Genomic DNA, 17680 nt, shown 5'->3' with positions numbered 1-17680 from the left:
TCAGATTTTCGTTACTGCCGACAAAAGGCTACTTAGCTCGCTGCTGCAAGGCGCAGCTCAACTCGTATTCGACAATAAGCCGGTCAAGATAAGCACTAAGTTCTCCTACTTCCCGGTCTGCGAAATTACCACATTTTTGTTCTACTAAATGATGCAGCCGGACACGAACCTCTTCAATCTCCCGCTGCTTTTCCGCCAGGTTTTCCACAATACTCCTCCTACTCATAAATCCCCTCTGCGGACTAACCGTACCCGGTCTTTCAGCCATTCTGTCCAAAGCACCAGGCCCTCCCCGGTTTTGCAGGAGGCCTTGATTAAAGCAGCGGCTGCATTTAAGCCGTTAATGTCACTGACCGCACAGTCTATGGCAAAATCAGTGTAGGGCAGCAAATCAATCTTATTAATGATGATGGCCTCAGACTGGCGGAAAACAAGCGGATATTTCAGCGGCTTATCTTCTCCTTCAGTAACGCTGAGTACTACCACCTTAGCATGCTCCCCCACGGCAAATTCAGCCGGGCAAACCAAGTTACCGACATTCTCCACAATTAAGATATCCACTGCCGACAAATCCAATTGTTCAACGGCTTTCTTAACCATACCGGCATCCAGGTGACAACCGCCCCGGGTATTGATTTGAATAACCGGCGCTCCATACGCGGCAATTCGGTCAGCATCTTTGGAGGTATACAAGTCACCTTCGATAACGGCAATTTTATATTCATTGCGGAGCAAGCGTACTGTTTGCTCCACAAGTGAGGTTTTCCCACAGCCGGGAGAACCTAACAAATTAACGACGAAGATTCCCTGCCGGGTCAACAGGGTATTTAGCTCTGCTGCAACTTCATCATTCTTTCCCAGAATATCGCTCATAACAGTAATTTCCAAGGGCTATTCTACCTCCACACTCTCCACTTTTAATTCACGGCCTGACACGATCTCAACAGCGTAAGAATTGCAGCTTCCACATACAAACCGGTACTTGTCCACACGGCTTTCATGTCCACAGTCCCGGCAGCGTCCTGTCAGCGGAACCATGCAAATGGATAACTGAGCGCCGTCGGCCACCGTACCTGCAGCCAGCGCGCTAAACCCAAATTCCAACGCTTCAGGTACAATACCGGTAAGCTCACCGGCCAGCACCTTTACGCCTGTCACTTTGGCAGCACCATGGCTGACTGCCGTTTTTACCGCAATATCCAAAATACCTTCCGCAATTGCCATCTCATGCATGTGTTGTCTCCACCTAACTCAGCCCCTGCATATATTAACAACAGTATTCTCCATACCTTTGTAAATTCCTTCCATGCAAAATCCGACATTTTACTTTAGCCGGCACAAGCCCAGCGCCAGCAGGCGTCAATTGGTTTTTTTTTACTTAATTGACATAATATTTATAGGATAATGAGCATTGTTCGCGCAGATACTAGGACTAGAAAAATTTCAGGAGGTGCTTTATTAATGGCTAGAAGCAGAAAACCTGTTAACCCTGGTGCCGAAAATGCTCTTGATAGGATGAAAATGGAAGTGGCTAACGAACTGGGTATCACCGAACGCGTACGCAGCCAAGGATGGTCTACTATGACTTCCGCTGACTGCGGCCGGGTTGGCGGCCACATGGTTCGCCGCATGATCGAGCAATATGAATCCACTATGGGTGGACAAACAGCAACTGCCTCGACCACCGGTTCAACTACTGCTACCAGCGGCACTATGACTTCCCAATTTGATATTAACAGCAAGTAATACCTCACGAAAAGGCGGCCTAAAAGCCGCCTTTTCACTTTTTTCAGTTTGTGTTAGGTTATCCACCCGGCAGCAATGTATTCCTCTTCTATCGGGGTTCAAAATAGACGATAATCTCAGTTCCTGGCTTAACAGGTGTATTGGCAGTCACACTTTGTTTTATTGCCACGCCGGTACCGACAGGCACAAAAGTAAGCTCCAGACTGTGCAGCAGGTCAGCGGCCTCACGGATAGTTTTGCCGGCAAGCACAGGCATCAGCACCTGCCCCGGCGGCACTACCGGCGGTGGTCCGGGATCAGGAACCGGCGCGGCATAAGGCTGAACGGCAGCCGGTTTTACCGGCGGCAGCACCTGATTGGTATCATTGGGACGTACATTCAAATAACGCATAACCTGGGTCATAATATCATTAAATACCGGCGCTGCAATTTGTCCGCCATAATAAATGCCTGCCGGATCATCAAGCACAATCAGCGCTGCCACCTGAGGGTCCTCCACCGGTCCAAACCCGGCGAAAGAGGCAATATAACGTCCTTCCAGATAGCCTTGCCCGCCTGGTTTTAATTTTTCCGCCGTACCGGTTTTTCCGGCAAAACGATACCCCTGCACCGCAGCCCGCTTAGCGCCGCCCTCGCTCACCACTTTCTCTAACATCATCGTCAGGGTACGGGCGGTTTCCGAACTGACAGCCTGTCTGACCACAACGGGGTCAAAGGACTCTGCCAGGGTGCCGTCTTCATGACGGTATTCTTTTATAATCCGGGGTTGCAGCAGTACCCCGTCATTAGCAATGGCGGCGATGGCGGCAGTAAGCTGCAGCGGGGTAACAGCAATACTCTGTCCAATAGACATGGTGGCGATATCGCTGTCACGCATCTCCTTCGGGTCAAACAAGATGCCTGCCTCTTCACCGGGTAATTCAATGCCGGTAGTGTTGCCAAAGCCAAACGCCCGCACATAGTTTGTCAATTTAGCCGCCCCAACCCGCATACCGACTTCGACAAAACCGGTATTGATCGAGTCTTTAATAATATCCATAAATGTAATTTCACCGTAACTGTCGCCGCTCCAGTTTTTGATCCGCCGCCCCGATATTTCTACATAGCCTTTATCAATAAATTTTTCATCAGGGCGCACCTTGCCTTCTTCCAGCGCCGCGGCTGCAATAACGGCTTTAAAGGTTGAACCAGGCTCATACACAACAGACACTGCCCGGTTTTTCCATTCTTCCGGGCTATATTGTCCAAATTGATTCGGATTATAGTTGGGCCGGTTGGCCATAGCCAGAATTTCTCCGGTTTTCGGGTTCATAATGATGACGGTCGCTGCTTTTGCTTCCGTCTGTTCCATAGCCTTGTCCAAAGCCCGTTCCACTATATACTGAATGGTGCTGTCAATAGTCAGATAGACCGATTGGCCCTGTTTCTTGGGAATAAATGAAAATATTGAAGAAAAGATGGGCGTCCCATAACTGTCAGTATCAATAGCCTGCTTAAGCTCCCGCCCTTTAATTCTCTTATCCAGCGCCATCTCCAGGCCTTCAAGTCCCACATCATCGGTGCCGACAAACCCCAAAACCTGTGCCGCTAAGCCATCGTTGGGATAATAACGTTTACTTTCCTCAATAAACCCAAGACCGGTAAGCTGATGTTCCTTGATAAGCGCAATGACGGCAGCAGCCTGTTCCGGCTCAAGTGTGCGTCTAAGCCAGACAAAGCTGGCACCGGCTATGAGACGATTCTTAATATTATCTGCCTTCATGCCAATAATGGGCGCCAGCAGCTCGGCCAGCATATCCGCGTCTTTTATCTCCCGCGGATTGGCATACAGCGACTTGCTCATACTGCTTACAGCCAATTCCCGCCCGGTACGGTCATAAATAGTACCACGCGGTGACTGGATAATTCTGTTTTCTCTCAGCTGGTCCTGCACCCTGGCACTAAGCCGCTCCCCTTCCCCCAACTGAATCCAGGCAATCCGGGCTGTCAAACCGGTAAGCGCCAGTATTGTCAGCATCAAGAACCAGGCCAGTCTTTTCTGAATAGCTCCCGGCATTACTTTCATCCTATGTCAATCCTTCCTGAAATCCCAAGTTAATAAAAAAATATGGCTAATGAACTGCTTACAACCGCCAACATTACTGAGTCACGATACATAAGCGGAGATTAAGCGCCAGCGGCGCAGCGCTGTATGACGGCGAAATATTATTATTTATTCTCCATACAGGGGGAATTACCTGCAAAAAAAAACACCGCCTGAAAGCGGTGTTGGATTATCTTACATAATTAGTATTCCTGATGACTTACCGGGCTATCTTAGTCGACGGCTTTCTCTTTTTGGTTTTTCTTCTTCCAAAGACCCAAAGCCACAACCCCAATAGTGATAACTGCCGGCACCAGCCAGCCGGGAATCATACCGTGAATGATCGGACCAACCTTATCATCGGCCAGCATCATTTCACCGGCTGTCCAGGCAATAAGAGCAGCACCTGCATAAACGACAATAGGGTATTTATCCATAATTTTAATAATAATCTGACTGCCGAAAATAATCAGCGGGATGCTGAGAGCAAGACCTACTCCGAGCAGCAGGTAATCTCCTTTAGCAATCGCGGCAATGGCCAGAGTATTATCAAGGCTCATAACCAAATCCGCAATAATAATGGTCTTGATCGCGGCCCAGAAGGAAGTCCCTGCTTCCACATTCTCCTCACCGCTGTCTTCCACAAGTAATTTGGCTGCAATCCACACAAGAAGTAAACCGCCGACGAATTGGACATAAGGAATTTGTAAAAGTATAACTGCAACAAGTGTCAAAACAATCCGCAGACCTATCGCCCCGGCGCTACCCCACAGGATGGCCTGTTTTTGCTGCTTTGCAGGCAAATTTCGACTGGCCATGGCAATAACCACCGCATTGTCGCCGCTAAGCACAATGTTAACCATCATGATTCCAGCTAGCGCTACTAAAAACTCCATTTCTCTGCACTCCTTTTCCTCAGGTGATTGTTCTAAACGCCAATCCGTTTTATAATGAACCGGCATTTTCTCCTGATAGCTGATTTTAATACCAGATATCAAGGGCATTAACATTTTCATTATACTTATCCACGACAAAATATACAAGTTATCCGACACAATATTACAATAATTGCTTTTTGCCATGCTTAGGTATCATCAGGCAGCACTATTTTCGGAAAACGCACTGCTGTTAACAAGTGGCCAAACCCCAACCACCGGTAAGCCTGTCCACCTGCTAATATATGTAATAATGCGAAATCACCCGGTAATCGTAGCCGTTAAGGCAAAACTCCGGCTGCAGGCGGCATTAGTTCAGGCAGAGCAGACTCGCCACCGGAACTGACAATGCTGCCGTTCTGCTGAAACGAGTTCACTTCTGCCTGTTATTAACACTAGCTACTAATACTATCCCGCTTTTGCAGGCAGGAGTTATATCCCTACAGGCACAGGCGTGCGACTAAGTCCCTGGATAATCCCGGCTAAGCTTCAGATAGAACCCCTTCTGAAGCAAGTCTCCATTTATCCCAAAGTCTCTTTTATAATCCGCAGCGCATTACCCCAACAGATTTTCTCAACCTCATCCTGCTTAAAACCGCTTTTTGTCAGAGCATTTACCAGTTTATTCACTTCCCCGGCATGAGCAATCTCCAGCTCCGGGCTAATGCCGTCAAAGTCCGAACCTATCGCGATAACCTCAATGCCGCCCACTTTACGTATATGCTCAATATGCAGCACCATGTCATCAACCCGGCTGACAGGGGCTTCGCCCAAAAAGGCTTTTTCGAAATTCAAGCCCATAATCCCACCCTTATCGGCCAGGAGTTTGATCATATCATCGGTTAAGTTACGGGGATGCGCTGCCAGGGTACGGGCATTAGAATGAGAAGCAACAAAGGGTTTGGCCGATAAGGCGGCCACCTCGTAGAAACCCTTGTCAGACAAATGGGAGACATCCACAAGCATGCCCAGCCGGTTCATTTCAGCGACAACGTCTTGCCCAAACGGCGTAAGCCCTTGTTCACGGCACTCCGGCAGGGAATTAGGATAACCGATTTCATTGGGATAATTCCAGGTCAGCGTAATCAGCCGCACACCCAAACGGTAAAACTTCTCAATATTGCCCAGTTCCCCCTTGAGAGCACCGCCTTCCTCGATAGTAAGAAAAGCAGAAATCTTGCCCTCAGAACGGTTTTGCAGCAACTCGGCATAATTCCCAGCCAGCGCAATATCCTGTTGGTTCTGTGCCAGCTCGTAATGAAACCGGTCTGCCATGGCAAGAGCCCGTGCCAGTGGATCACTGGTCTTTGCTTTATTTACAAATAGCGCAAAAAATTGGGCCTGCGCCCGACTTTCCCTGAGTTTTTCAATATCCACACTAAACGGATTGCTATAGAGACCAAAATGGTCGCCTGCTTCCATCAGCCGCAAAATAGTATCACAGTGCAAATCAATACAATTCACCCGGCGCCCTCCTCTATTCCCGGCACACTGCCTGACGTATAGCATTAATGCGTTATTGATATGTATTCATCAACACTCAATTCCATGCTTTGCTGTGTCAAAACCGCCTGCTATCCCCGGCCCTAATAATTGCATTCCCCGCGTGCTTGCTGTACCTGAGCCTCGGCAGCCAATTGCAGATTGAAGCTGTCGAACTCGGCACCGGTCATTATTCCGGCCTCTTCCAGCACCAGCTTAAGTTCTTCCGGGCTGAGAGAGCGCCAAGCCTGATATTGCTGACTATCAATTAAAAAATTGCCGACAAGATAGGCTAACATCTGTCCTGCCAGTACGCTGTCCGTATCACTCACCCCCAAACCGGCGGCAGTATCGGCCTCTGGGATAACCGGACAGCCTGGAACTGTCCGGCGCGGTCGAAGCAGCACAGCGGCGGCGATAGCAATGATTATGACCATGATTGTACCAATCAAATACAACATCCTTGTTCCTCCCTGCTAGGTCTACGATGCACCTAATTCGGCACAAGTGCCTGTAAACCCTTGTGTTCTTACTGCGCTGAACATTACTCATTCTGTAACTAAGAGCAGCAGAAATAATTTTTAATATTCTGTCTCACAGTTTTTTTATCCATACAGGAAAAATCGAAAGATTATGGAAATATATATATATAGTAAATAATTAATATTCTGATTGTATACAGGAAGGGGGAAAAGAGATGTATCCGATGGGAAATGTTACAAGAAACACAATTGCTATGGTTTTAGCGGGAGGTAAAGGAGAACGTCTAAGCCCTGTTACATTAAACAGACCCAAACCCTGCGTTTCTTTTGGCGGAAAATACAAAATCATCGATTTTGTATTAAGCAACCTGTTTAACTCAGGTATTAAGAAAGCCTATATTCTGACACAATATCGAGCCCATGCATTGAATAAGCACATTAAGAATTCGTGGGCCAAATGGGCCGGCCTGGAAGAGTTTTATGACACACTATCGCCTGAGACCAGCAGTGCAGGCGAAGAGTGGTTTAAAGGTACTGCCGACGCCATCTATCAGTTTATGAGATTTATTGAATCCAGCAATGCTGAGTATGTGGCAATATTTGGCGGCGATCATATTTATAAAATGGACATCAGTCAAATGATAGCCTACCATATCGTAAACAAAGCAGATATCACCCTGGCAGCGCTTGAAGTTCCTGCTGAGGAAGCTAAACGGTTCGGGATCTTTTCCGTAGACGAGGATTTTAGAGTGACGGCGTTCACGGAAAAGCCGGATAATCCCGCCACAATTCCGGAAAGAGACACCTGCTTTGCCTCCATGGGCAATTACATTTTTTCAGTAAAAATTCTGCTTGAGATACTGAAAGAAGGCAAGAAAAAACATGCCGATCTGGATTTCGGCAAGCATGTCATTCCAATGATGCTCGAAAGAGGCGACAGGGTCTTTGCTTATAATTTCATCGACAATTTAGTTCCCGGAATGAGACAGGAGGAAAAGGGATACTGGAAAGATGTCGGGACAATTGACTCCTATTATGAGGCGAATATGGATCTCATCAATGTAGTTCCTCAGTTGAATCTCTATAATTATAAATGGCCGATACTTACGAATCAGAGTAATCTTCCTCCGGCGAAAACGGTTTTTGATGAGGAGGGCCGGTGCGGCCAAAATCTTAACTCCTATGTATGCGGCGGCTGCATAACCAGTGGCAGCACAGTGCGAAGATCCATCATCGGGCCGCGCTGCAAAATTAATAGCTATAGCCTGATAGAGGATTCCATTCTATTCGAAAATGTCGAAATCGGCAGACATGTAAAGATAAAAAAAGCAATTATCGATGAAAATATAAAGATTCCCGATGGAACGGAAATTGGTTATGATCACGAAGCAGATAGACGTAGAGGGTATGTTATCTCAGATTCAGGAATTGTTGTAGTAACAAAATAAGTTCTACTATCCGCAAGCCTGTAAATTATTTCAAATTTACAGGCTTGCGGATTTTTACGGTTACTGTGAACGTACAGCCTGGCATAATTTCGTTCTTCCATTGAAACAGCCTAGAAGCTAATCACAATTCACTTTAACAATAATCTGTGCATAGTATACAGTGAGGAGCGGCCCTCAGAAATTGAGCAAAGGAGCGTAAAAATGAGAGCTAAGGATTGGGTTAAATTTGGTGAAGTTACAATTCTGGTTAACATCCCGGGGCTTCCGTTCACAACCAATACCGGCTTCACGCTACTAACACTGACCGGAACAATACTCACAGAGTTTCCGCGCAAGCATGATTGTGCACCGCCTGTCGTCATACCGGATAAGATTGAAGTCACCGGCAAGGTTACAGAAGAAGAAGAATTTCTTATTGTGCGGGTTTCGGACGCAGTACTCCCCAATGGATTCCCTCTCCCAATAAGTGATCTTACCACCGATGTAGCCATCAATACCAATTATATCATAATGATACTGCCGGTAATTGTTGTTTGCTAACCCCCCGCTTGACCACTTATTATAGTTAGCGTTTTTTTTAATAAGCAACGGTTTCCGTTGCTTATACATATATACGGCCATAAGAGCTGCCGACACAACAGGACGGTGAAGCCATTTCAGTAAAGCGACGGTAGTGCCGGCTGACGGGCGTCGGTGCCGGGTCTTGTGTTTGTCACGCAAAACTTATATCTTCTGTTAGACAGACAAAAACGGCTATTAACCAATTGGTTAATAGCCGTCACTTTCATATGGCGGAGTGGGTGGGATTTGAACCCACGCAGGCCTCACGACCTCTAACGATTTAGCAAACCGTCCTCTTCAGCCACTTGAGTACCACTCCGTATCTCGTACTTAACAGTTTGATTATAGCAAAAGCCTAATGCTAAGTCAATTATATAGATGTTCCTCACTACCGCTCGGAACTAAGCGATTCGCACAAGTTTTCGCGTCGCTCACGCTCCTAAAAACCCGGCTCTCTGTTTATGGCGGAGGGGGTGGGATTCGAACCCACGGTCCCTTGCGGGATCACTGGTTTTCAAGACCAGCTCCATAAACCACTCGGACACCCCTCCGCGTCCGGCACAGTTAGTATTATAGCAAACGCCGCAAGGGATTGTCAACAAAACCGCTGCCGGTAATTTTTATCCATTGTGCGTGGGCGCATTTTTTAAAAGCAAGTAATAGAATAGTACATATAACTTCCTATTAAGTATCATTCTATAAGGAGTCTAATAAAGTTTTGCCAGGCGGCTGTAAGCGCCGGCGGCAAGCAAACATTGCCGGCAAAAATTACTGCCAACACGCCTGGCAGAAAAATCTTTATGATTCCATACAAAAAGGTTGACTATTAACGTAAACAGAATTATATTCTTTATAGAGCTATTTAAAGATAATCAATAATAATACAAAGGCAGGTGAAGATAAATGGAGGTAGACCGACCTGGAGGGGCAGTTTTGCACAAATTAATAAAAATTAGGGGAATATTCCATTTTTCTCGCCTGACTTATCTGCATATCGGTTTTATTAAGATTCCGGCTGTTTGATATTTCAGGCTTAAAATTGTATTCCCCTCACTATCTTGGAAGGGGGAGCAATCATGCTTAAAATATTTCGCAGCAACTGTACACACCTATATGAACTAACTCTCCAAACACTGGAAAAAGGCGCCTGGTTTAATCTTATTAACCCCACTCCCGCGGAACTGGAACAAGTAGCTGCCGCCACCGGCAGCCCGCTTGATTTTCTTAAAGCAGCCTTGGACGAAGAAGAACGTTCCCGTATTGAACTTGACGAAAACCATATGCTGGTCATCACCAATATTCCGATTATGCGTGGTCATGACAGTTATGACGCACTGCCGCTCGGAATTGTCCTGACTACCGAATATATTATTACCATCTGCCTGGAGGCCAATGAAGTATTGGCTGATTTCAACCCTGATAATCCCCGGGCCTTCAGCACCTTCAAAAAGACCCGGTTTCTCTTTCAGCTTTTGTACAAATCAGCGACCTTGTATCTAAAATACCTGAAGCAGATTAACCGCCGTACAGACGAAATAGAACGCTATCTGCGCCGTTCTATGAAAAACGAAGAAATCTTTCAGCTGTTAGAACTGCAAAAAGGTTTAACCTACTTCGCCGCCTCACTCCGTTCCAACGGCATTGTCCTGGAACGGCTGCTCCGGCTCCGCTCTACCAGTCAGCATCTTATCAAAATTTATGAAGAAGACGAAGACCTGCTGGAGGATGTTATCATTGAAAATAAGCAGGCCATTGAAATGGTTGAAATGTATAGCCGTATCTTAAGCGGCATGATGGATACCTTCACTTCAATTATCTCCAATAACCTTAACCGCGTTATGAAATTCCTGGCTTCGATGACCATTATTCTGGCCATTCCGACGATGGTTGCCAGCTTTATGGGAATGAACGTCGATGTTCCGTTGGGTGAAATACCTGGCAGCTTTGTAACCACACTGGTATTTGCTTTTGGCGTTACCGCATTCAGCGCCTTTGGCCTATGGCGCAAAGGCATGTTCTAAAAATAATAACATACTACGCAAAAAACCCGGGAATACTTTCCGGGTTTTTGCTTGTTTAGCGCCGGACTACCTCTTCGAAGCAGGAAACCAGTGCCATTGAGCGAAATAGTATACAAAAATGGAAACACCGCCCAATGCATGCAATTATTTGCAATATGAATTTCTCAAGGAGGATACACATGTTCAAGAAATCATTGTTCTATTTTACCATCTGCACACTGCTGCTCACCGCGTTGCCGCTGACGGCAGGCGCGACTACTGCCAGCACTCAAAACGTATTGCCAGCCTCTGTTGACCAGGTAGGTGCCTATGGCTCTATCAATTGGGAGCAAGGTGTGGTCGAGGCGATTGGTGCCGGAATACCGTCCCGTATGGCTAAATCTCCGGCACAAGCCCGTCTTATGGCCAGACGGGCGGCTATTGTTAATGCGCAGCGCAATCTCCTGGAAACCATCGAAGGTATCAAAGTTACTGCCGAAACCACTGTGCAGAACCTCGAAACTACCAGCGACACAGTTAGGACACGAATAACCGGTATTGTCAAAGGCGCTAAAATCGCCGATGAACAACTGCTGGCCGATGGCTCCTACCAAATAACCCTGCGTATTGATCTGTTTGGCCGAGGCGGCTTGACGGAAATTATTACCGATGCCATCAAACCGGCTGCCCCTGCGCCGCTGCCTATGCCCTCAGCGGCCTACACACCGGTAGTACTCCCGGTATATACCGGCCTGGTAGTTGACGTAACCGGCCTGCCAGTAACCCGGGCTCTGTCACCGGTCATTTACGATGACACCGGCCGCATCATTTACAGCTATGACAATCTCATTCCCGAGTATGCCGTGTCCCATGGTATGCTGGACTATTTGTGCACTCCGGAAGACCGCCGGTCGCTTGAGCTTGGACAGTCCCGCGCCGGCACCGCGCCGCTTGTAGTTAAAGCCGCAGGCCTTCGCGACAATAATATCAATATCATCATCAGCCAAGCCGCTGCCGACAAAATCCTGGCTGCAAACGCCCAGGACAACTTCCTGCCAAAAGCCATGGTCTGTGTAAAGCAGTAAGGCCTGGGGCTGATGCAGTGACCAAGTAAAATTAAATCAAAGTATCGCGTTTTTAATTAATGCGCCGCAGAAGAGACAAAGCAAAGAATCAGGCTCCAATTATGCAGCCTGATTCTTATTTTACTGCACCAGTGACACGAAACATGTCCCTGTAAGATATATAGTACAGAAGGATTATCCATTTAGGAGCAAAAAACTCCGAACAATCAGTTTTGTGTAACTAGTAACTATTTAACCTGACTTAACATATTATGTAATATACTTATTATTTTTGGGAGGAATTACAATGGACATCTTCTGTCAGGACGTAAAACCATTTGCTCCCCTCAATATATGTGAAGTTAGGTTTTGGCTCCGCATAATGAAGGAACATTCTCTGTTCATTAAACTTGGCCTGCCCTGCGACCAAACAGATTTAATCAGCGAAGCACAGGAATTCTATGATATCTTTGAAAAACTTGAAAATATGGCAGAGCGAATTAATTGTGACAGTAGCTTTGAACGGTTTATTAATCGAGTTATAATTGCCGTAAAAAACATCTTTTGTTTCAAAAGACATCTTCTGCATCTGCTGATAGAATGCAAAATCCGCGGCGGTGGCAACTATCCCTTACTCATTGACCATGTATCACGCGAAGCTATGTACTTTCTAAAGATACTGGAGAAAATCCACTGTGAGGAAATGGAATATCCTGTCGATGCTATCGTCAGTGAAAACGTCTTCTGGTTAAGGATTATGGCTGACCATCTCAAATTCATCCGCGGCTTGCTTGACCCATCCGAACGTGAGGTTTGGAGTACATCAAACATGCTTAGTGACAAATTCGACCAGCTCCAGTTGCACGCCCGGGATTTTGACAGCATGTTGTGGCATTTTTGTCCCACCAATGATTTTGTGCGTTTTGAAAAAGCAGTAACCAATTCCACTACAGAATTGAGAAACTTCAAAGCAACCGCTGAGGAATTAATCCAGCAATGTGCGGTTTTATCACTAATCCCACCTTTGCTGGCAGACCATGTCCGCCGTGAAGCTGAGCACTTCCTTGAAATTCTTGCAATGATTCAAAGTGATATAACTGATTGCCGGCCTCCTGAAATAGTTGGCTGTGATTACGAGTATCGCAAAAAGTAACAGGACATGGGACAAGGGGACAGGTCCCTTGTCCCTAAAAAATTCCCAAAACCCTTTGCCTTTGCAGCTTAAGCAATTTTCTTTTGAAATTTTACAATACTGATAGACAATGCAACCAGGATGTAGACAATAAGGGCAAACACCTGCGACCATAAGAAATTGATACCGATTCCTTTGAGCACAATGCCGCGCAGAATTTCCAGGTAAAAGGTCAGCGGCAGCAGATGGCCCAACTGGTAGAAGAGCTGAGGCATGGCTTCCCGGGGAAACATGAAGCCTGACAGAAGTACACTGGGAAGAAATACGAAAAAGGACATCTGCATGGCCTGCATTTGGGTCTTCGTTACAGTCGAAATGAGGACCCCCAGTGATAGAGAGGCAATGATAAAGAGCGTAGTAAGACCGTATAACAGACCAATACTGCCCCTCATCGGCACATCAAATACTAGTGCGCCAACCACCAGCGCCAGTGTTGCCTGGACATACCCGACAAATATATAGGGGATAATTTTGCCAAGCATTAATTCGTGCGACTTCATGGGCGTTACAATAAGCTGCTCCAACGTGCCCCGTTCACGCTCGCGGACAATAGCCATGGAAGTAATCATGACCATTGTCATGGTCAACACAATCCCCAGTATCCCAGGCACCATGTAAAACGGTGAAATAAAATCAGGATTGTACCAGGGGCGGATACGGATATCGACAGGCGGGGCGACTGGCTTGCCGCTGGCCCCCTGCATTCGCTCAATAAGCAGTTCCTGCGAGCGAAGCTGGCCAATTAACTGGGCAGACGAAATGGCCGATGAGGCTGCCATCGAATCTGAAGCATCAACAATGACCTGTACTGATGCACTGCGCCCATGCTTGATATTTTCGGTGTAATCGGGAGGGATGATGATGCCGACTTTCGCTTTGCCGCTTTCAACCGCCGCTGTTACTTCCTGATAATCTTTGGCAACATATTTTATAGTAAAATACTCACTGGCCTGAAATGACGCCAATAAGTCACGCCCCTCCTGCTGCAGCGACTGGTCAAATACGATTGTCGACAGATGCTTTACGTCGGTATTAATGGCAAACCCGAATACAAGCAGTTGCACAATAGGCAGTCCTACCATCATGGCGAAAGTCAGCCGGTCACGCCGCATCTGAATAAACTCTTTTATGAGCAAGGCTCTAAGCCGAATCATACTATCAGCTCCTTGCGTTTGGATTTTACATAATAAACAAAAACGTCTTCCAGCGACGGGGTAATCACGTTATATTCATAATCTTTATAGTCAGACAGCCGCTCTTCACGAATAAGAGCATGTACGCTGGTCCCATAAGGATATAAGTCCAGAACATCTCTTTGGCGCTCCGCCAGCTCGGCGAATAGCCCCATGGGGTCTGGCGTCGGAATTTCCAGCAGTATGCCTGGCAGATTCTGCTTTAGTCTGGCCGGAGTATCATCGGCGATCAGGCTCCCTTCGTAAATAAAGCCGATGGCATCACAGTGTTCAGCCTCATCCATAAAGTGAGTAGTCACCATAACAGTTGTCCCCTGCTGTGACAGGTAATAAATAATATCCCAAAACATACGGCGGGATTTAGGATCAACACCACCGGTAGGTTCATCCAGGAATAGAATAGACGGCTTATGAAGAATAGAACAGCCCAGCGCCAAGCGCTGTTTCCAGCCGCCGGAAAGGTTTGCCGTCATCTCCTGCCGCCGGTCTTTTAGCCCAGCCATGGTGAGCATGTTCTCGATTCGTTCTTTCCGCTCAGCCGCTGACAAATTGTAAAGTCCGGCATAGAATTCCAGGTTTTCAAGAACGGTTAAATCATCATACAGACTGAATTTTTGCGACATATAGCCGATTTGTTCTTTTATTGACTCTCCCTGTGTTGCCAAATCAAGACCCAGGATGTGGCCGTTGCCGCTTGTCGGCGTCAGGATGCCGCATAGCATGCGGATGGTTGTTGATTTTCCCGAGCCGTTAGGCCCCAAAAATCCATAAATGCTGCCTTGCGGAATTTTTAAACTGACTTGATTTACGGCGGTAAAATTGCCGAACATCCGGGTGAGATTTTCCGTTGCTACGGCATACATCATGACGCTCCTCCCTCGGCAAGGTGAACAAAAATATCTTCCAAAGATGGCGAAATTTCCTGTAATGAAAAACGGGTAATGCCGGCAGCCTGCAAAGCAGCTTCTACTTTTGGCCTGACCTCCGGACTTTCGGCAACCAAATGATACCTGTCGCCAAAAGCATTAACATCTATGAGCGGACAATCGGCCAGGATATGTTTTAGCTGTTTACCTTCGGCTTTAAGTTCAAATAACCGGAAAGGATAATCGGCCTTCAGGCGCGCGGGAGTACCTAAAGCCACAATCCGGCCCTGACTCATGAAGGCCACCTCAGAGCACAATTCGGCTTCATCCATATAGGGAGTGGAAACAAAGATGGTCATGCCTTCTTTATTAAGCCGGTATAGCATTTGCCAAAACTCCCGCCGGGAAACAGGATCAACACCGGTGGTAGGTTCATCCAGAAAAAAAACCTTAGGCCGGTGCATTAGCCCGGCAGCCAGCGCCAGTTTTTGTTTCATGCCGCCTGAAAGGTTATCTGCCAGGCGATCCTTAAACGGCAGCAGGTTGGTAAAGGCCAAAATATTTGTACCTAACTCTTCTACCCGTTCTTTATCCGCCCCATATAACGCACCCATTACCTGAATATTTTCCATAACAGTAAGATCGCCATAGAGACTAAACTTTTGCGGTACATAGCCAATTTGCTCTTTGACCTTCTCGGCGTCCAGACTTCCCAGCAGTTTTATTTCTCCTGACGTTTGAGCCATAATCCCGGTAATCATACGAATAGTAGTCGTCTTGCCGGCACCGTCCGGCCCTACTAATCCGAAAATGGTCCCCGCCTTGACCCCCAGACTGAGATTATCCACTGCCGTCAGTGTACCAAATTGCTTTGTCACATTTGTAAGACTAATCATTTTAACACCACATCGGCCGGCATGCCTGGCTTTAAGACTCCCTCAGAATTATCCACTTTTACTTTTACGGCAAATACCAAATTAGCCCGTTCACTCTGAGTAATGCTCTGGCGTGGCGTAAACTCGGCATTTTGACTGATTTCTTTAATTTCACCCCGGAATATCTGTCCGGGGAAAGAATCCACCTTGACGCCAGCTTCCTGGCCAACAGCAATTTGCCCTAATTGTGTGGACGATATATATACCTTTACCCAGCAGTCATTCATATCCCCTACTGTAAAAATCGCAGCCCCGGGGTTGACATATTCACCATCCTCAAAATTTTTCGTCAGAATAAGTCCGCTGATCGGGCTGACTACGGCTATATCTGCCAAAAGCACCTTGCTTGCTGCCAGTACTGCCTTACTGCGTTCCACCTCCAGCCGCTGGGCTTCAATCGCCTCTGGCCGGCTGCCCTCATCTCCCAGACTTAACCGCTGATTTGCTGCCGTCATGGCACTATATGCTACCTCCATATTGGAGCGGGCGGCCTCCAGTTGCTGTGTCGAAATAGCACCAGTGGCATGTAGGCTTTGATAGCGTGCATAATCATTTTTGGTTTTGTCATAGACTGAGCGGGCTGAATCCGCCATTGCACTCAATTCCTGCCGTTCCTGACTACGCAGCCCGTTCTCCAGATCTTTAAGCTGTGCCGTCGCTTTGGCCAATGCGGCTTCATCTCTGACAACCTGCGCTGCCAAATCAGCGCGCGTAATTGTGGCAATCTTTTGCCCGGCGATTACCGTATCGCCTGCTTTTAGCTGAAGCTCTGCCAGATAACCGTTCACCTTAGGCATAATATCGGCTCTGGTAACTTCAATTGTGCCTGTTGCGGTAATACCTTTTTCTACCGGTCTTAGATACTTATAACCTGCCGCCCCTGCTGCGATAACAGCAACCAGAATACCTGCCAGCAGCTTTTTATTGACCATCGTAATTTTTCACCCCATTCAAAAAGATGTCTACCGCTTGCATTACATACTGTTCATCCTGTGCAGAGCTATCTGAAACAAAATGCCGGAAAATAGGCCGGGAAATAAAGTAAAAGTTTATAATGCCTGCTAAGGACAAGGCTGCCGTCTTTACGTCCATATCTTTGCGGAATTCACCACAGGCAATCCCTTCATTAAGTGTATCGGTCAAAAACCGGTAGGCACGTTCAATATATTTGCGGATAACCGGTTCAAAAAACCGGGATGGATTTAGGATTTCTCCCATCATAAACTTAGTGAGAAAAGGCACTCTTCCATGTACAACAGCCACATTGCGGGCATAGCTGATAATCTTTTCGGTGGGAGAGGCATCTTCCCTCGCTGCCGAGTCCAATAACGCACCGATCGGCGAAAACTGATTTTCCAAAACGGCTGCATACAATCCTTCTTTGCTGCCAAAATGGTAGGAAATTAGGGCACTGTTGGCTCCGGCCTCTTGCGAAAGCTCCCGAATAGATACGCCTGCCAAACCCTTCAGGGCAAACAATTTTTCACCGGCCTCAATTAACTTTTCTTTAGTGTTCTTTTCCACAAATGTACTCCTCTCTCGCTTAGCTCTAATAAAGCCATATCAGTTTTAATTAATCGATTGATTAAATTGTAATTTATTAGAATCTCCTTGTCAAGCTAATCCTGCTGCTTCGGTATTAAATAATGTGGGACAAGTGACCTGTCCCCTCGTCCCATTATCCCATAAAAAA

At 46.8% G+C, this 17680-nt stretch carries 18 protein-coding genes and 2 tRNA genes; 6 read left to right on the top strand and 14 right to left on the bottom strand.

The window, feature by feature from the left end:
- Positions 1-28 precede the first annotated feature (28 nt).
- From SPSPH_RS00505 to hypA, 3 genes are read right to left on the bottom strand one after another with little or no spacing between them, the layout of a single operon-like run.
- On the bottom strand, positions 29-208 hold the full coding sequence (locus SPSPH_RS00505) for an aspartyl-phosphate phosphatase Spo0E family protein (protein WP_075752192.1): 180 nt from the start codon (positions 206-208) through the stop codon (positions 29-31).
- Between the two features lie 14 nt (positions 209-222).
- Positions 223-888 carry a hydrogenase nickel incorporation protein HypB gene (hypB, locus tag SPSPH_RS00500; RefSeq protein WP_075752190.1) on the bottom strand — a complete coding sequence of 222 codons (666 nt, stop codon included), beginning with the start codon at positions 886-888 and terminating at the stop codon, positions 223-225.
- A gap of 3 nt (positions 889-891) precedes the next feature.
- Positions 892-1233 (bottom strand): hydrogenase maturation nickel metallochaperone HypA, encoded by a 342-nt coding sequence (gene hypA / locus SPSPH_RS00495; protein WP_075752188.1) that lies wholly within the window; start codon positions 1231-1233, stop codon positions 892-894.
- A gap of 228 nt (positions 1234-1461) precedes the next feature.
- Here hypA and SPSPH_RS00490 point away from each other — a divergent pair, with 228 nt between their 5' ends.
- Positions 1462-1746, top strand: a complete 285-nt coding sequence (locus SPSPH_RS00490; RefSeq protein WP_075752186.1) for an alpha/beta-type small acid-soluble spore protein — start codon at positions 1462-1464, stop codon at positions 1744-1746.
- Between the two features lie 88 nt (positions 1747-1834).
- On the opposite strand, the gene SPSPH_RS00485 is transcribed toward SPSPH_RS00490, so the two are convergent.
- From SPSPH_RS00485 to SPSPH_RS00470, 4 genes are all read right to left on the bottom strand, one after another.
- Complete coding sequence (locus SPSPH_RS00485; RefSeq protein ID WP_075752184.1) at positions 1835-3811, bottom strand: penicillin-binding protein; 1977 nt, start codon at positions 3809-3811, stop codon at positions 1835-1837.
- 251 nt (positions 3812-4062) lie between these two features.
- Positions 4063-4725 carry a TerC family protein gene (locus SPSPH_RS00480; protein ID WP_075755875.1) on the bottom strand — a complete coding sequence of 221 codons (663 nt, stop codon included), beginning with the start codon at positions 4723-4725 and terminating at the stop codon, positions 4063-4065.
- 561 nt (positions 4726-5286) lie between these two features.
- A complete protein-coding gene (locus SPSPH_RS00475) occupies positions 5287-6228 on the bottom strand; it encodes a dipeptidase (protein WP_109298173.1) in 942 nt (313 codons plus the stop codon).
- 122 nt (positions 6229-6350) lie between these two features.
- Positions 6351-6707: a hypothetical protein gene (locus tag SPSPH_RS00470; RefSeq protein ID WP_075752180.1), complete on the bottom strand. Its 357-nt coding sequence runs from the start codon at positions 6705-6707 to the stop codon at positions 6351-6353.
- Between the two features lie 236 nt (positions 6708-6943).
- On the opposite strand from SPSPH_RS00470, the gene glgC reads away from it, so the two are divergent.
- On the top strand, positions 6944-8176 hold the full coding sequence (gene glgC / locus SPSPH_RS00465) for a glucose-1-phosphate adenylyltransferase (protein WP_075752178.1): 1233 nt from the start codon (positions 6944-6946) through the stop codon (positions 8174-8176).
- Between the two features lie 201 nt (positions 8177-8377).
- Positions 8378-8716 carry a hypothetical protein gene (locus tag SPSPH_RS00460; protein ID WP_075752176.1) on the top strand — a complete coding sequence of 113 codons (339 nt, stop codon included), beginning with the start codon at positions 8378-8380 and terminating at the stop codon, positions 8714-8716.
- Positions 8717-8965: 249 nt separating this feature from the next.
- Here SPSPH_RS00460 and SPSPH_RS00455 read toward each other — a convergent pair.
- A tRNA-Ser gene (locus SPSPH_RS00455) sits at positions 8966-9056 on the bottom strand.
- 143 nt (positions 9057-9199) lie between these two features.
- Positions 9200-9288: transfer RNA gene (locus SPSPH_RS00450), tRNA-Ser, on the bottom strand.
- A 525-nt stretch (positions 9289-9813) separates the two neighbouring features.
- On the opposite strand from SPSPH_RS00450, the gene SPSPH_RS00445 reads away from it, so the two are divergent.
- The 3 genes from SPSPH_RS00445 to SPSPH_RS00435 all read left to right on the top strand — a co-directional run bounded on the left by SPSPH_RS00445 (position 9814) and on the right by SPSPH_RS00435 (position 12954).
- Positions 9814-10758: a magnesium transporter CorA family protein gene (locus SPSPH_RS00445; RefSeq protein ID WP_075752174.1), complete on the top strand. Its 945-nt coding sequence runs from the start codon at positions 9814-9816 to the stop codon at positions 10756-10758.
- 179 nt (positions 10759-10937) lie between these two features.
- Positions 10938-11822, top strand: a complete 885-nt coding sequence (locus SPSPH_RS00440; RefSeq protein ID WP_075752172.1) for an LPP20 family lipoprotein — start codon at positions 10938-10940, stop codon at positions 11820-11822.
- 286 nt (positions 11823-12108) lie between these two features.
- Positions 12109-12954, top strand: a complete 846-nt coding sequence (locus tag SPSPH_RS00435) for a DUF2935 domain-containing protein (RefSeq protein WP_075752170.1) — start codon at positions 12109-12111, stop codon at positions 12952-12954.
- Between the two features lie 68 nt (positions 12955-13022).
- Here the strand turns inward: SPSPH_RS00435 and SPSPH_RS00430 are convergent, their stop codons facing one another.
- The 5 genes from SPSPH_RS00430 to SPSPH_RS00410 are packed head-to-tail and all read right to left on the bottom strand — an operon-like array spanning position 13023 to position 17511.
- Entirely contained in the window at positions 13023-14147 is a 1125-nt protein-coding gene (locus SPSPH_RS00430) for an ABC transporter permease (protein WP_075752168.1), read from the bottom strand.
- On the bottom strand, positions 14144-15052 hold the full coding sequence (locus SPSPH_RS00425) for an ABC transporter ATP-binding protein (RefSeq protein WP_223226327.1): 909 nt from the start codon (positions 15050-15052) through the stop codon (positions 14144-14146). Before SPSPH_RS00425 ends, SPSPH_RS00430 begins: the two co-directional genes overlap by 4 nt.
- The gene (locus SPSPH_RS00420) at positions 15049-15948 is read right to left on the bottom strand and encodes an ABC transporter ATP-binding protein (RefSeq protein WP_075752166.1); all 900 of its coding nucleotides are present in this window, start codon (positions 15946-15948) and stop codon (positions 15049-15051) included. The genes SPSPH_RS00425 and SPSPH_RS00420 overlap by 4 nt, the downstream gene beginning before the upstream one ends.
- Positions 15945-16919 carry an HlyD family secretion protein gene (locus SPSPH_RS00415; protein WP_075752164.1) on the bottom strand — a complete coding sequence of 325 codons (975 nt, stop codon included), beginning with the start codon at positions 16917-16919 and terminating at the stop codon, positions 15945-15947. Before SPSPH_RS00415 ends, SPSPH_RS00420 begins: the two co-directional genes overlap by 4 nt.
- Positions 16909-17511 (bottom strand): TetR/AcrR family transcriptional regulator, encoded by a 603-nt coding sequence (locus tag SPSPH_RS00410; RefSeq protein ID WP_075752162.1) that lies wholly within the window; start codon positions 17509-17511, stop codon positions 16909-16911. The genes SPSPH_RS00415 and SPSPH_RS00410 overlap by 11 nt, the downstream gene beginning before the upstream one ends.
- Between the last annotated feature and the right edge of the window lie 169 nt (positions 17512-17680).

Origin of the sequence: Sporomusa sphaeroides DSM 2875, assembly GCF_001941975.2 — a bacterium.
GTDB classification, from domain to species: domain Bacteria; phylum Bacillota; class Negativicutes; order Sporomusales; family Sporomusaceae; genus Sporomusa; species Sporomusa sphaeroides.
This window is presented reverse-complemented; position numbering and strand designations above follow the sequence as displayed.

What these genes read in the sequence shown, in the direction of transcription:
- hypA (WP_075752188.1), bottom strand. Translation starts at nt 1,233, where the DNA reads ATGCATGAGATGGCAATTGCGGAAGGTATTTTGGATATTGCGGTAAAA.
- SPSPH_RS00490 (WP_075752186.1), top strand. Translation starts at nt 1,462, where the DNA reads ATGGCTAGAAGCAGAAAACCTGTTAACCCTGGTGCCGAAAATGCTCTT.
- SPSPH_RS00485 (WP_075752184.1), bottom strand. Translation starts at nt 3,811, where the DNA reads ATGAAAGTAATGCCGGGAGCTATTCAGAAAAGACTGGCCTGGTTCTTG.
- SPSPH_RS00480 (WP_075755875.1), bottom strand. Translation starts at nt 4,725, where the DNA reads ATGGAGTTTTTAGTAGCGCTAGCTGGAATCATGATGGTTAACATTGTG.
- SPSPH_RS00470 (WP_075752180.1), bottom strand. Translation starts at nt 6,707, where the DNA reads ATGTTGTATTTGATTGGTACAATCATGGTCATAATCATTGCTATCGCC.
- glgC (WP_075752178.1), top strand. Translation starts at nt 6,944, where the DNA reads ATGTATCCGATGGGAAATGTTACAAGAAACACAATTGCTATGGTTTTA.
- SPSPH_RS00460 (WP_075752176.1), top strand. Translation starts at nt 8,378, where the DNA reads ATGAGAGCTAAGGATTGGGTTAAATTTGGTGAAGTTACAATTCTGGTT.
- SPSPH_RS00445 (WP_075752174.1), top strand. Translation starts at nt 9,814, where the DNA reads ATGCTTAAAATATTTCGCAGCAACTGTACACACCTATATGAACTAACT.
- SPSPH_RS00440 (WP_075752172.1), top strand. Translation starts at nt 10,938, where the DNA reads ATGTTCAAGAAATCATTGTTCTATTTTACCATCTGCACACTGCTGCTC.
- SPSPH_RS00435 (WP_075752170.1), top strand. Translation starts at nt 12,109, where the DNA reads ATGGACATCTTCTGTCAGGACGTAAAACCATTTGCTCCCCTCAATATA.
- SPSPH_RS00430 (WP_075752168.1), bottom strand. Translation starts at nt 14,147, where the DNA reads ATGATTCGGCTTAGAGCCTTGCTCATAAAAGAGTTTATTCAGATGCGG.
- SPSPH_RS00425 (WP_223226327.1), bottom strand. Translation starts at nt 15,052, where the DNA reads ATGATGTATGCCGTAGCAACGGAAAATCTCACCCGGATGTTCGGCAAT.
- SPSPH_RS00420 (WP_075752166.1), bottom strand. Translation starts at nt 15,948, where the DNA reads ATGATTAGTCTTACAAATGTGACAAAGCAATTTGGTACACTGACGGCA.
- SPSPH_RS00415 (WP_075752164.1), bottom strand. Translation starts at nt 16,919, where the DNA reads ATGGTCAATAAAAAGCTGCTGGCAGGTATTCTGGTTGCTGTTATCGCA.